The organism is Nitrospirillum goiasense (genome assembly GCF_034427435.1).
Classification (GTDB): Bacteria; Pseudomonadota; Alphaproteobacteria; order Azospirillales; family Azospirillaceae; genus Nitrospirillum.
The window spans coordinates 101,421-115,479 of sequence record NZ_JAXQNP010000003.1; the positions used below are offsets into that span (position 1 = coordinate 101,421).

Genomic DNA, 14,059 nt, shown 5'->3' on the forward strand with positions numbered 1-14,059 from the left:
CACCTTGGTGTCGCCGGATGGAATCAAAAAGGCCGGTCACAACGGCAACCGGCCCTTCCTTATCATTCTATGAAACCTGCGCGCTCAGGCGAACAGGTTGATCATCGTGCCCATCAGCTTCTGCGTGCCCGTCTGGCCGATGGTCCAGTTTTTCATGGTGGTGATCTGGTCGCTCAACGCCGATGAGATACCCGCGGCGCTGGCGGAGATGCTGGCGTTATTGGAGGGCGCGGTGATCGTGGTGGTGTAGTCCTTGGAATAATCGCCGGCGGCGACCTGGACACCATAATTCACCTTCTGCGTCAGCTTGACGCCCTCAGCGCGCGAGACCTTCAGCACATACGTGCCGGCGTCCAGCGACTTCTGCCCGTTCACCATCGCCGTGTAGGTGTCATAGGCGCTGCCGGACTTGCTGTCGCTATCGGCCAGGACGACCCCGGTCTTGGTCGTCACCTGAACCCGGGTCTGGCCCATGTCCAACTGGCCCAGGTTGATGATACCGCTGCGGGACAGCTTGAAGCTGAGGTAATCGGCGGGGTCACCGGCGCTGAGGCTGCCGAAGGCGTTGACCCGCGTCTGCCCCTTGGTGACCGTGCCGATGTCCGTGGCGGAGGCCACGTTGTTGTACTGCGACTTCGCCACCGACTTGGTGAAGTTCTGCGGGGTGCCGATGGCGCTGGAGCTCTGGGCCGAGGCTTTGCTCGACAGCGCGTCGTTCTGCGCCGCCAGCTGCGCCTGGATCTGCGCCAACTGGGCGAAGACCGAAGCGTTCGCCGCCGCCCCGGCGGAGGTGGTGCTGCTGACAGCGGATGTGGCGACGTTGCTCACGGGAGCGACCCCTATGGTCAGGCCCCTGCCGAAACGCGGGGGCAATAAGCCTAACTACCTTGCATAAGTCTGCGGAATGAAAACATAAAATGCAAGATATTTCCGGTTCCGGCCTGGGCGGGGCGACATTTTTTGCGCCCGCTTTGGCGCGGTCATCCGTTTAGATCGATATGTTGAACTTGCCCACGCCCCCTGATGCCATGCCCGCAGGCGCCATGCCCGGACGCTGCGCCCCCGGATTTGCCGGCGGCGCCATCATGGGCGCGCGCGGTGGTGTCGCGGTCGGCGCCGCCATGCCGGCGGGCACGCTCGCCGTCCCGTCGGCTGGGCGCTGCGACAGCCCGGCGGCGATGTTGCGGTTGATGTCGATCAGCGACTGCAGCTTGGTGACGTCCAAATCGCCCAGCCGCTCAAAGGTCTGGCGGTCGACAATCAGCGACAGCACCAGGATCTTTTCGCGCAACTCCTTGGGCAGGGGACAATCCGGCTCCGCCATGGACGATTGGAAGATGGTCCACAAGCGCTGGTTCAGCGACAGCGCCTGGCGCAAGGGCTCGGGGTTTTCGGGCGTCTGCGCCGCCAGCATCAACCGGCGCGCGGCTTCCGTCAGGCCCCAGGCTTCGATATCGCGGGGATTGTCCGACGCGGGACGGTTGGTATATCCGGCCGAAGGCTTCATCAGATCACGTGATCCCTGGCTAACGCGTTTCCGGGCGGCGGGTCCGTCAGCCCATCCGGCGGATCTGCCTCAAGGGCAGGTCAAACCTGGACGGGTGCGGTGCCGATGCCACCCTTTACCTTTACCGGCCGGCCACGTCCCATGACGTGATCTCGCCGGGCCTCACCTTCCCTCGCACCCGGGGCCCCATCCCCAGGGTGTCGGTATCATCACCATCCCCATTTTGCCTAACCCGATAGGGGCAAAAACAGCCTGGGGCGGCCAATAATGCCGACTTGGGAAGTATCCCATACTCATTTAGGGCCATCAACCCGGCAGCATCTGCCGGTTAAGACCCACGCTTGGGGGCTGCGCCCTCGCATATATGCAAACGGCAGACCACCGGTGCCGGGCTGCGGCGCCCAGTGACGCCAAGGCCCGGGCCCGGTGGTCTGTATCTAGGGCAAAAAGGTAAAGATATTTTGAAGGCGTGCCGGAACGTGCCAGGCGGCGACCGGGCCCAGGGTCCTTCAGGGGCTGCCGTAGGCCTCGGCGATGGGCACCCGCGCCGCGCGCCAGGCGGGGAACACGCCGCCGACCAATCCGACGATCAGCGCCATGATGATGCCCTGCAGGGCCACCGCCGGCGTGAGGTGGAAGGTGAAGACCACCTGTGAAAACGTGCTGCCGGCGAGGGTGGAACCAGTGAGGCCGTCCACCGCCACCCAGGTGATCAGGGTGCCGACAATGCCGCCCACCAGCGCCAGCACCAGGCTTTCCAGCAGGGTCCCGATGAAGGAGGAGGTGCCGCTGAACCCGATGCAGCGCAGGGTCGCGATCTCCTGCGCCCGCGCCGCGACGGAGCTGTACATGGTGTTCAGCGCGCCGGCCAGGGCGCCGAAGGCCATGGCGATGGCCAGCGGCCACCCCAGCTTCTGGATGAAGTCGGAGGTGCGGCTGGCCAGCTGGGCATAGTAATCGGCTTCCGTGGTCACGTCCAGTTTCAGCTGGGGATCGTTGGCCGAATAGTCGGTCAGGGTCTTCAGCGCCTCCGGCCCGGTCAGCCGGGCGCGGATGGACTGGAACACGTTCTGGCGGTGGAACAGACCCTGGACCTCCGGGGTGTCGGCCCACAGCTCGGATTCGAAGACGCTGCCGCCCAGTTCGAAGATGCCCACCACCAGCCAGCTGCTGTTGCCCAGCTTGACGGTGTCGCCCAGGTTCAGACCCACGAAGTCCTTTTGCAGGGCGCGCCCCACCATCAGCTCATTGGTGCCGGGGGTGAACGCGCGGCCCTCCACGACCTTGAGGCCGGGGCGAACCGCAATGCCGGCCGGGCCCATGCCGCGCAGGGTGACGTTGGATCGTGGCGCCTTCTTCAGGTTGCCATCGGGCGGCAGCGTGGATTTCTTGATGCCGTCGACGATGACATACAGCTCCGGCGACACCAGGGGTTTACCGTCCGGGCCTTTCAGGATGCCGGGCGCCTCCTCGATCAGGCGGGCCTGGTCGCGGGTTACACCGCTGTTCAGCTCCGCCTGCGCGCCAGCACGCATCAGGATGGCCATGTCCTTGGTGCCGGTGCCGCGCAAGGTCTGCTGGAAGCCTGTCGCCATGGCCAGGAAGCCCAGCAGCACCGTCACCACCAAGCCCACCGCCACCACGGTGGAGAGCGAGGCCCAGAAGCGCTGGGGAATGCTCTTGATGCAGATGGTGGTGACCACCGCGATCTCGTTGAACAGACGCATGGCGGTTTTCCTTCAAAGAGGGCGGATCACAGGCGCCCGAGGGCGGTGACGATGTTCAGGCGCAGCGCCGCCCGCGCCGGCAGAAAGCCGGTGATGAAGCCCAACAGCAGCATGAAGACGATCCCCAGCCCGACCACCGGCAGGCTGACGAACAAGCCGGGTAGGGCACCGGACAGGGCCTTGGACATCAGCGTGACCAGTACCGCGGCGACACCCAGGCCCGGCAGCCCGCCCAGGAGGGCCAACAGCAGGGACTCGCCCAGAACCTGCCGCCAGATGCGCCAAGACGGGAAGCCCAGGGTCTTCAGCACGGCGATTTCCTTCGTGCGCTCCCGCACCGCCATCACCATGGTGTTGCCCACGATCATGAGGATGGTGGCGAAGGCCGCCCCGACCACCAGGGTGATGATCAGGGCGATGTTGCCGAACTGGGCGAAGAAGGCCTTGCCGAAGGCCTTTTCCGACTGCGTGTTGGTTTCGGAGGTGGAGTTGGCGAACATCTCGTCGACCGCCGCCGCCACCTTGTCGTTCACGGCGGCGCTTTCCGTCTCCAGCACGATCCAGCCTACGGTGTCCTTGCCGAAGGTCTTGCTTTCATTGAAGTTTTCGTGATGAAACAGGATGAAGCTGGTGCCCACGCTTTCCTTTGCGGGGTGAGCGATGCCGGCCACGGTCAATTCCCAGGCATGGGTGCCGTTGGTCTTGTTCGTGAAGATGTTGGAGTTGATGGGGATCCGATCACCCACCTTCCAACCGTACTTGGTGGCGACGGCCTCGCCCACCATCATGGTGGTGCGGTCATGGATAAAGCTGTCCCGTTCCGCAGGGGCGATGCGCAGGTCGTCGCGATAGACCTGCATATAGCTCTCCGGGTCGACCGCGAAGGTGCCGACCTGATCACGCGGCTCCTTCACATAGCCACCGAACCAACTGGCGTAGGTCACCGTCTTCACGCCCTTGAGCGCCTGGATCTTGCCGACATAGGCGAAGGGCAGCGGCTGGATGAAGGTGATCTTGTTGCTGACGACCAAGCGGTTGTCCGCCACCTGATCCACCCCATGCTCGAAGGCGTAGTTGATGCTGCCCAGCACGCCATAGATCACGAAGGCCACGAAGATGGCCAGCATCATGAGGAAGGTGCGCAGCTTGCGGCGGAACAGGTTGCGCCAGAGCAGATAGAAATCGCTCATGCCACCAGCTCCCGCTCGGTGAAGCGGCCCTTGTCCAGATGCAAGGTGCGACGCGCGTACTTGGCCGCCTCCGGGTCATGGGTCACCATGACGATGGTCTTGCCCATCTCCTGGTTCAGCAGCCGCAGCATGGACAGGATTTCATCCGCCGTCGTGCGGTCCAGATCTCCCGTGGGCTCGTCGCACAGCAGCAGCTTGGGGTCGGAGATCAGGGCGCGGGCAATGGCCACGCGCTGCTGCTGGCCGCCCGACATTTCCCGGGGATAGTGGTTGGCGCGCTCCGCCAGGCCCACCAAGCTCAAGGCCGCTTCCACCCGGCGCCGACGCTCCGCCCGGCCGAAGGGGGTCAGCAGCAGGGGCAGCTCCACATTGCGCGCCGCCGTCAGGGTGGGCATCAGGTTGTAGAACTGGAAGATGAAGCCGACGTTGTGGGCGCGCCAGCGGGCCAGTTGCCCTTCCGTCAGGGTGTCCACCCGGCCGCCGTCGAAGGTGATGCTGCCGTCCGTCGGCTGGTCGATGCCGCCCAGCAGGTTCAACAGGGTGGTCTTGCCCGAGCCGCTGGGCCCCATCACCGCCACGAAATCGCCGGCCGGTATGGTCAGGCCCAGGTGGTCGAAAATGGTGATGGTGTCCTTGCCCTTCACGAACCGCTTGGACACGTCCTGCAGGTGGATCAAGGTCTGGCCCGTCATGGCCTTTGGCTCCCAGTTGGGGGTCGTGCGGGAAAGGGGTGATGGGCGCGCGGGTGGACTCAGCCGCCCTTGCCCTCGTTCAGGAAGGTCACCTTGGCCGCCATGTTGGGCAGGATGCGCGGATCCTTGGCGGCGATGGCCACGCGCACCTTGATCGTGGCCTTTTCCCGGCTGGCGGTGGGGATGATGGCCAGGACGGAGGCCGGCACCTTCCAGTCGGGATAGGCGTCCAGCGTCGCCTCCACCTTCTGGCCCGGATGGACGCGCGCGATGTTGGCCTCGTTCACCTCCACCTCGAACTCCAGGCTGTCCATGTCCACCAGGGTGCAGATGCCGGTGCGGGTGAAGCCGCCCGAGGACATGGGGGAGATGATCTCGCCCGGCTGGGCGTTCTTTTCCGTGACCACGCCGGTGAAGGGCGCGCGGACCTGGTAACGGTCCACCATCTCCGCGTCATAGGCGACGGTGGCCCGGGCGGCGTTCACATCCGCCTTGGACTTAACCAGTTGGGCGCGCAGCGAGGCGGCGCGCGCGTCGGCCTTGATCAGGTCCGCCTCGCTGGAGAATTGGCGGCCGGTCAGGGCGCGCGTGCGCTCCAGCGTCTTTTCCGCGTCCACCAGATCGGCCTGGTTGGCGACCACCGCGGCCTCCGCCGAGGCCTGGCGGGCCCGGGCCAGATCCAGGTCGCTGCGGGCCAGCACATCGTCCAGGGTGGCCAGCACCTGGCCCTTCTGGACCAGCATGCCCTCCTGCACCAGCACCTCGCGCACCCGGCCGGTGACATCGGCCGACACCGTCGCCACCCGGCGGGCCACGACGTAGCCGGACCCGATCAGGTTGCCGCTGCGCACCTCTGACACCGGGGTAGCGGGGGCGGGCTGGGGGGCGGCACCTGATGCCGTTGGCGCCGGCTTCGCGGGGCTGGCTGCGGGGGCCCCGTCGGGGACAGTCGAGCGGTTGAGCAGGCCGGTGGACCAGGCAATGCCCAGCGCGATCACCGCCACGGCGACACCCGCCGCCACTCCCAGGGCCAAGCCCCGGCCACCGCCGCCATCCCGCGCCGCCGCCGGCGTCCGGTCTATGGTGATCGACCGCAGCAATTCCGCCTTGTCCCGCTGCACCTTAGCCCCCCGACTGGTACATCCCCCGATGGCATCATACCGCGTGGCGCGGAATGTCGCACCACAAATGGTTGATCTATAAGACGGGTTGACGACCAGTGCCAGTTGCGGTCCGCCGGCTGGGGCCAGATAGGCAAAAGGGCCGGCGGATCGCTCCAGCCGGCCCTTCGGTCAGAAACAAGCGGTGGTCGTCAGATGGCGGCGCCGTCCACCAGATCGGCGTCTTCATCGAAGCGGGATAGCAGCGTGAAGATATGGTTGGCCGCCTGTTCGGCGGTCATGGCCTGGGTGTCGATGCGCACATCGGGCGACTCCGGCGGCTCATAGGGGCTGTCGATGCCGGTGAAGTTCGGGATCTTGCCGGCGCGGGCCTTGGCATACAGACCCTTGACGTCGCGTTCCTCCGCCACCGTCAGGGGGGTGTCAACGAACACCTCCAGGAACTCTCCCGGGCCCAGCAGTTCCCGCGCCATGCGCCGTTCCGCCCGGTAGGGGGAGATGAAGGAGACGAGCACGATCAGCCCGGCGTCGACCATCAGCTTCGACACCTCGGCCACGCGGCGGATGTTTTCCACCCGGTCGGCGTCGGTGAAGCTGAGGTCGCGGTTCAGGCCATGGCGGACGTTGTCGCCGTCCAGCAGCATGGTGTGCCGGCCATGGGCGTGCAGCTTCTTTTCCACCAGGTTGGCGATGGTGGACTTGCCGGCGCCGGACAGGCCGGTGAACCACAGCACGCGCGGACGCTGGCCCTTCATCTGCGACCGGGCGCGCTTGTCCACGTCCAGCACCTGCCAGGGCACGGTGCGCACGATGGCGGAGCGGATGAGGCCGGCCGCCACCGTCTCGTTGGTCAGGCGGTCGATGAGGATGAAGCCGCCGGTGTCGCGGTTGCGGCGGTAGACGTCGAAGGCCACCGGCTGGTCCAGGCTGAGCGTCGCCAGACCAACCTCGTTCAGGGCCAGGGTCTTGGTCGCCAGCTGTTCCAGGGTGTTGACGTTGATCTTGTGCTTCAGCGTCGCCACGCTGGCCGGCACCGACTTGGTGCCCACCTTCAGGATATAGGGGCGGCCGGGCAGCAGCGGCGCCTCCGCCATCCACACCAGCGTCGCCTCCATCTGGTCGGCCACCTCGGCCGGCTCATCCAGGGCGGAGATGATGTCGCCCCGGCTGATGTCGATCTCATCCGTCAGGGACAGCGTGACCGACTGGCCGGCGACGGCCACGCTCAGGTCGCCGTCATGGGTGACGATGCGGGCCACGCGGCTTTCCTGGCCGGAGGGCAGGACGCGGATGCGGTCGCCCGGTCGCACGGTGCCGGCGGCGATGGTGCCGGCATAGCCGCGGAAGTCCAGGTTGGGACGATTCACCCATTGGACCGGAAGGCGGAAGGACGCGGCCGCGCGCAGGTCCGCGACCTCCACCGTTTCCAGGTGCCCGATCAGGGTGGGGCCCTGGTACCAGGGCATGGCGTCGGTCCGGGTGGTGACGTTGTCACCCCTCAGCGCCGACAGGGGAATGGGTTGGATGTCCGTCAGGTCGAGCTGCCGGGCGAAGGCGCGGTATTCCGCGACCACCCGGTCGAAGACGGCCTGGTCGTAGGCCATCAGGTCCATCTTGTTGACCGCCAGGACGATCTTGCGGATGCCCAGCAGCGACACCAGGAAGCTGTGGCGCCGCGTCTGGGGCAGCACGCCCTTGCGCGCGTCGATCAGGATGATAGCCAGGTCGGCGGTGGACGCGCCGGTAACCATGTTGCGCGTGTACTGCTCATGGCCGGGGGTATCGGCCACGATGAACTTGCGCCGGTCGGTATTGAAGAAGCGATAGGCGACGTCGATGGTGATGCCCTGCTCGCGCTCCGCCGACAGGCCGTCGACCAGCAGGGCGAAGTCCAGGTCGCCGCCCTGGGTGCCCACCTTGCGGCTGTCCGCCTCCAGTGCCGCCAGTTGGTCCTCGAACAGCATCTTGCTGTCGTACAGCAGGCGCCCGATGAGGGTGCTCTTGCCGTCGTCGACACTGCCACAGGTGATGAAGCGCAGCAGGCCCTTGGACTGTTGCGCCGCCAAATAACGCTCAATCTCGGTCACGCCCGCTTCCGGAGCGTCGGGCAGAGGGGTATCGGGGGCCATCAGAAGTACCCTTCCTGCTTCTTCTGTTCCATCGAGGCGCCGCCGTCACGATCAATGACCCGGCCTTGGCGCTCCGACGTGCGGGCCAGCAGCATTTCGCGAATGATGGCCGGCAGGGTGTCGGCGTCGCTGTCGATGGCACCGGTCAGCGGATAGCAACCCAGCGTGCGGAAACGCACGCGGCGCATCTCCGGCACCTCCCCAGGCTTCAGGGGCAGGCGGTCGTCATCCACCATGATCAGGGCGCCGTCACGCTCCACCACCGGGCGTTCGGCGGCGAAGTAAAGCGGCACGATGGGGATGTTTTCCAGGTAGATGTATTCCCAGATGTCCAGCTCCGTCCAATTGGACAGGGGGAAGACACGGATGCTCTCGCCCTTGTTCTTGCGGGCGTTATACAGCTGCCACAGCTCGGGGCGCTGGTTCTTGGGATCCCAGCGGTGCTGCTCGGTACGGAAGCTGAAGATGCGCTCCTTGGCGCGGCTCTTCTCCTCGTCGCGGCGGGCACCGCCGAAGGCTGCGTCGAAGCCGTAACGGTCCAGCGCCTGCTTCAGCGCCTCCGTCTTCATCACCTGGGTATGGATGGCGGAGCCATGGGTGAAGGGGCCGATGCCGCGTGCCAGGCCTTCCGGGTTGGTGTGGACCAGCAGATCCAGCCCCAGGTCGGCCGCCCGCTGGTTCCGGAACGCGATCATTTCCCGGAACTTCCAGGTGGTGTCGACGTGCAGCAGGGGGAACGGCGGCTTGGCCGGATAGAAGGCCTTCATCGCCAGGTGCAGCATCACCGCGCTGTCCTTGCCGATGGAATAGAGCATCACCGGGTTCTGCGTCTCGGCCACCACTTCCCGCAGGATGTGGATGCTTTCCGCCTCAAGCCGCTGCAGATGCGTCAACCGTGGGGCTGGAAGGGTGCCTGCGAGCGCGGCGGGAAGGGGGAGGGGGGGTGTATGATGCTGTCCAACACTGCCGCGTCTTTCACGTCAATCACTCTGTCATCACGCCAAGGATGCCGTCCTATACGGCTCACGGTCCCAGAAGCCTGCGATTGCACGCTAACGATCACGCTGGTGGTCGTCGCATACTCAATACCCTATTGAGGGAGGTATAAAGGAAACTTTCACACATCGCATTGCGAATATGGAATTCCTGCGCCCCCGAAAAACACGTAGGAGAGAGGTGAATAAATAACAAATTAACAGTGTATTTTCCGTTAACGTCAGAGCAAAGCCGGGCAGGCCTGGTGTCAATCGACCGGCGCCAGGAAATGCTCTCCCAGGGCCCGCCAGGATGACGGCCCCAAGGTCGCGATCAGCGCCGCCAAGGCCCGCGCGCGATCCCCATCCCCACCATCGCAGGCGGACTGAAGCTGGCGCGCGGTTTCCTCCAAACGTTTTAATCCACAATTGCCGGCCGTTGAAACAAGATCATGCGCGTGCCGGCCCAGGGCGCGCAGGTCGGGTGCCGCGCCGTCGGTCGCCGTTCGTACCACCTGGGTGACCCGGTTCTGGCCATTATCGATGAAGTCCTGAACCAGCCGGGCGAAGGCGGTCGGCCCGGCGATCGGCTTCAGGCGGGACAGCACCGCCTCATCCAGCAGGGGGGCGTCCGGCGCCGCGGCCACCGGCGCATCTTCCGTTTCTTGTAGTGCAGGGGCAGATGAGGGCGCGGACATCTGGGCGCTTGCTTCCCCGCCGCCGGACCAATGGTCGACAACGCGCAGCATCTGGTCCTGGCGGAATGGCTTATAGACACAGTCGTCCATGCCGGCGTCCGCATAATCGGCGCTCATGCCCGCCATGGCGTTGGCCGTCATGGCGAGGATGGGGGTGCGCGGCCAACCGCCGGCCAGTTCCGCGGCGCGGATGCGGCGGGTGGCCTCCATCCCGTCCATGACCGGCATCTGCACGTCCATAAGCACGATGTCGAAGCGGTCCCGGGCATAGGCGGCCACGGCTTGGGCGCCATCCTCCGCCATCGTGACGGCGTAGCCCGCCTTGCGCAGCATCAGGGTGGCCACCGCCTGGTTGGTGGGATTGTCCTCCACCACCAGCACACGGCGACCGCCGCCAGCGGGCAAGGGCCGGGCCCCTTCTTCGGCTTCTGGCGCCTCCCGGGCGGCGCTGGGCGGCATGACGCACCCGAAGGCGCGCGCCACCGCCTCGTTCAGGGACAGGCGACGCACCGGCTTGGCCAATATCGCATCGTACCGCGTGTCCAGGGTCGCCTGATCCGGCTCGATGGAGCTCACCAAAATGACGCGCAGGTCCTTGAGGCGGGCGTCGGCCCGCACCCTGGCCACCACCTCCGGTCCAGACAGGCCCGGCATGCGGTTGTCGATGAGCAGGATGTCATACGGGTCGTCCCCGCCGGCGGCCCCTCCCAGCATCGTCAGGGCCGTCTCCCCCTCCTCCGCCTCGTCCACCCGCAGTCCCAGGTCGAAGCTCAGATTATGCGCCAGGATCAGGCGGTTCATGGCCAGGTCGTCGACCACCAGGGCGCGGCGTCCGCGGATGCTTTCCAACGAGGCCAGGGGGGCGTCCGCCGGTTCGGCCGGCGCCAACGGCAATTCGAACCAGAAGAGGGAGCCCTCGCCGGGCGCGCTTTCCACCCCGATATCGCCGTCCATCAGCTCGACCAACTGCTTGCAGATCGCCAGACCCAGGCCGGTGCCGCCGAAGCGGCGGGTCACGCTGGCGTCCGCCTGGGTGAACTTCTGGAACAGGCGCTTGGCCTGGTCCTCGCTAAGGCCGATGCCGGTGTCCTGCACCGTGAAACGCAGGCGCCGGGGCCCCGGTGCCGTCTCGGCTACGCAGGTGACGACGATGCTGACCCAGCCGCGGTCGGTGAATTTCACGGCGTTGCCCGCCAGGTTCAGCAACAGTTGGCGCAGCCGGGTGGGATCGCCGCGCCAGTGCCGCCGCGCTTCCTCCACCACCAGCACACCCAGCTCGACCCCCTTGTCGCGGGCCCGGGGCGCCAGGATGGCGGCGACCCCCTCGACCAGGTCCCCCAGGTCGAAGGACAGGTTTTCCAGATCGACCTTGCCGGCCTCCAGCTTGGAGATGTCCAGGATATCGTTGATGACGCCCAGCAGGGCGTCGGCGCTGTCGCGGATGGTTTCCGCATAGCCCCGTTGTTCCGGGGTTAGGCCGGTCGTGTCCAGCAGCAGTTGGACCATCCCCACCACCCCGTTCATGGGGGTGCGGACCTCATGGCTCATGTTGGCCAGGAAGTCGTTCTTGGCGCGGTTGGCCTCTTCCGCCCGGCGTTTCTCCGCCGCCAGCGCGCGGGCGCTTTCCCGCGCCGCCGTGACGTCCCAGTTCACGCCCACCATCTTGGTCGCCTGGCCGTTCGCGTCCCGCTCGACCTTGGCGCTGGTCTGGATATGGCGGACGGTGCCGTCGGGCAGGCGGATGCGGAACTCCGTGTCCAGCGGGGTTTCCCCGCGCAGGGCGGCCTGCACCTCCGCCTGCATGCGCCCCAAATCCTCCGCATGGCAGCGCGACTGCCACAAGGCATAGGTCAGGGGCTGCTCCGCGTTGGGATCGACACCGTAGAGCTGGAACATGCGCTCGTCCCAGACCAGGGCCTGCGTGGACAGGTCCCATTCCCAAACCCCGATGCCGCCCGCCTGTGTCGCCAGGGCCAGCCGGTTGCCGGTGGTCATCAGCTTGGCGTTCATGGCGCTCAGTTCCCGCGTCATCCCCTCCGCGATGGCCGTGGCGCGGGCGCGCACCAGGTGGAGGTTCGCGGTCAGTGCCGCCAGCATCAGGGCGAGGAAGGCCAGGCTGGCCACCGCCAGCGCCGCCCCCGCCTGTCCCGCCGTGGCGAAGCTGGCCGATCGCGACCAAGCCAGGGTCAGGGCATGCCCCCCTTCATCCACCCGGCTGATCTGGTCGGGTATCGCCAGGGTGGGGGGCTTCAGGCCCAGCCGCGCGGCCAGCTGGCCGCCCAGGCCAGCCGGCGTCGTCTTGCGGTACAGTAGGGCGTCGGGACGCGCCACGCCGCCGTCGTACACGGCCACGTCCACCTCATCCACCATGTCCCGCAGGGCCTCACGGAAGAACACCTCGGAAATGAAGGGCGCGTAGATCCAGCAGCGCAGGGCCCGGCGCCGTTGCGCCACCGTGTCCAGCGGCTGCCCGGAGGCGTAGACCGGGATGAAGTAGAGGAAACCCGCGCGCCGCTGCGCGTCCTGGACCAGGGAAATGCGCTTGGTCATCGCGGGCTGGCCGGTGTCGCGGGCGCGGAGGATGGCGTCGCGGCGATTGGCTTCGCTGGCAAGGTTCAAGCCCATGGCCGGGGCGTTCGATGCCAGTGGCTCGATATAGGTGATGATGTCGTATTCCAGGGCGTCGGCGAAATCATCCAGCACCGCCTCCGCCGACGCGGCCCGCAGCGTGAAATCCGGCGCGCCATCCGCCCGTACCCGCGCCAGGAAGGCATCCAGCCCGTCGACCGGCACGGGATAGATGACGCCGATGCCGTTGATGCCGGGATAGCGCCCATCGATGTTCAGCGTGGCGGCGAACGCCTTCCATTGGGCCCGCCCCACCGGCAATTCGGTGGCGTACAGCGCCGCCCCCGCTTGCAGGGCGTTGGAATAGACCAGCAGGCGCTCATGGATGCGGGCCATGGCGTTGTCGACGATCTTGCCCATGTGGGCGTCGTCGCGGGACCGGGCGATGTCCGTGCGGTCCATGAAGACGCCGCTCGCGATCAGGCACCCCGCCAGGAAGACGATGGACGCCAGGCGGATCGATTGGCGGGGAATGTCGGAAAAGACGATGGCCGTCAGGGCGAAGGTCGCCAGCATGGCCTGCATGTTCAGCAGGCTTTGGTTCAGCGTGGCGTCGATGAAGGGGCCGATGCCGGCCGCCGTCCCCAGTACATAGGCCGCCGCCGCCGCCAGCACCACCAGATGGGCCGCCACCGGGCCATAGCGCCGCGCGGCCAGCAGGATGGCCGGGTACAGCAGGAAGATGCCCAGCGCCGCCGCGGAGCCCAGCAAGGTGCGCGCCACCGGCAGGAAGGGCAGCAGCAAGCCCGCCGCCGTCAGCCCCAGCACCGGCAGCAGGCCGTTGAACAAGGTGGCCCAGAGGTAGGACGGGCGGTAGCGGGCCGCGGTGGCCTCACCCACGGCGACCATCAGGGATGTCACGATCAGGATGCCCAGCGCGTCGCCCGTCCACCAGGTGACCCAGACGGCGCCCAGGTTGACGTCCCAGGACAGGTTGCCGGACACCAGCAAGGCACTGATGCCGATGGTGGCGCTGCAGACCGGCGCGATGACGGATGCCAGGCCGAAGGCGGCGGCGCGGGAGACCTGCAGCCGCTCCCGGTCGATGCGATCAACCCGCTTGAACAGCAGGGCACCCAGCATGGCCTCGCCGGTGTTGCCGACGGAGATGAAGGCGGCCGTCACCAAGCCGACGCCGGGGGTCAGCGCGTTGGCGACGAAGGCGCCGATCAGGACGAAGGGCCACGTGGCCCTGCCAAAGATCAGCAGTCCCGCCACCGCCAGGCCCGAGGCGGGCCAGACCGGGCTGGCGCTTTCGCTCAGGCTGGCCAGGCCCAGGCCCAGGCGCGCCATGGCGAAATAGGCCGCCGCAAGGGCCAGTATCCTCAACGAAGTCGCCAGGGCGTGCCCCGGGATTGGACGCATGACGCCGCCTGTTGCTCAGCTTGCGCGC

At 66.8% G+C, this 14,059-nt stretch carries 9 protein-coding genes; all 9 read right to left on the bottom strand.

Annotated features, from left to right (window positions below):
- Positions 1 to 84: 84 nt before the first annotated feature.
- On the bottom strand, positions 85 to 828 hold the full coding sequence (locus tag ULB03_RS14805) for a hypothetical protein (RefSeq protein ID WP_322483913.1): 744 nt from the start codon (positions 826 to 828) through the stop codon (positions 85 to 87).
- A gap of 160 nt (positions 829 to 988) precedes the next feature.
- Positions 989 to 1,507: a flagellar biosynthesis regulator FlaF gene (gene flaF / locus ULB03_RS14810; RefSeq protein ID WP_322483914.1), complete on the bottom strand. Its 519-nt coding sequence runs from the start codon at positions 1,505 to 1,507 to the stop codon at positions 989 to 991.
- A 509-nt stretch (positions 1,508 to 2,016) separates the two neighbouring features.
- Positions 2,017 to 3,234 carry an ABC transporter permease gene (locus ULB03_RS14815; protein WP_322483915.1) on the bottom strand — a complete coding sequence of 406 codons (1,218 nt, stop codon included), beginning with the start codon at positions 3,232 to 3,234 and terminating at the stop codon, positions 2,017 to 2,019.
- Positions 3,235 to 3,260: 26 nt separating this feature from the next.
- Positions 3,261 to 4,424 (bottom strand): ABC transporter permease, encoded by a 1,164-nt coding sequence (locus ULB03_RS14820; protein WP_322483916.1) that lies wholly within the window; start codon positions 4,422 to 4,424, stop codon positions 3,261 to 3,263.
- Entirely contained in the window at positions 4,421 to 5,116 is a 696-nt protein-coding gene (locus ULB03_RS14825) for an ABC transporter ATP-binding protein (protein WP_322483917.1), read from the bottom strand. Before ULB03_RS14825 ends, ULB03_RS14820 begins: the two co-directional genes overlap by 4 nt.
- 59 nt (positions 5,117 to 5,175) lie before the next feature.
- Positions 5,176 to 6,237: an efflux RND transporter periplasmic adaptor subunit gene (locus ULB03_RS14830; protein WP_416211151.1), complete on the bottom strand. Its 1,062-nt coding sequence runs from the start codon at positions 6,235 to 6,237 to the stop codon at positions 5,176 to 5,178.
- Between the two features lie 191 nt (positions 6,238 to 6,428).
- On the bottom strand, positions 6,429 to 8,366 hold the full coding sequence (gene cysN / locus ULB03_RS14840; protein ID WP_322483918.1) for a sulfate adenylyltransferase subunit CysN: 1,938 nt from the start codon (positions 8,364 to 8,366) through the stop codon (positions 6,429 to 6,431).
- On the bottom strand, positions 8,366 to 9,259 hold the full coding sequence (gene cysD / locus ULB03_RS14845) for a sulfate adenylyltransferase subunit CysD (protein WP_322483919.1): 894 nt from the start codon (positions 9,257 to 9,259) through the stop codon (positions 8,366 to 8,368). Before cysD ends, cysN begins: the two co-directional genes overlap by 1 nt.
- A 350-nt stretch (positions 9,260 to 9,609) precedes the next feature.
- Complete coding sequence (locus ULB03_RS14850) at positions 9,610 to 14,031, bottom strand: CHASE domain-containing protein (protein ID WP_322483920.1); 4,422 nt, start codon at positions 14,029 to 14,031, stop codon at positions 9,610 to 9,612.
- Between the last annotated feature and the right edge of the window lie 28 nt (positions 14,032 to 14,059).

Excerpts from the sequence above, each read along its gene's own strand:
- ULB03_RS14850 (WP_322483920.1), bottom strand. The coding sequence starts at position 14,031 with ATGCGTCCAATCCCGGGGCACGCCCTGGCGACTTCGTTGAGGATACTG.
- ULB03_RS14825 (WP_322483917.1), bottom strand. The coding sequence starts at position 5,116 with ATGACGGGCCAGACCTTGATCCACCTGCAGGACGTGTCCAAGCGGTTC.
- cysN (WP_322483918.1), bottom strand. The coding sequence starts at position 8,366 with ATGGCCCCCGATACCCCTCTGCCCGACGCTCCGGAAGCGGGCGTGACC.
- ULB03_RS14820 (WP_322483916.1), bottom strand. The coding sequence starts at position 4,424 with ATGAGCGATTTCTATCTGCTCTGGCGCAACCTGTTCCGCCGCAAGCTG.
- ULB03_RS14815 (WP_322483915.1), bottom strand. The coding sequence starts at position 3,234 with ATGCGTCTGTTCAACGAGATCGCGGTGGTCACCACCATCTGCATCAAG.
- flaF (WP_322483914.1), bottom strand. The coding sequence starts at position 1,507 with ATGAAGCCTTCGGCCGGATATACCAACCGTCCCGCGTCGGACAATCCC.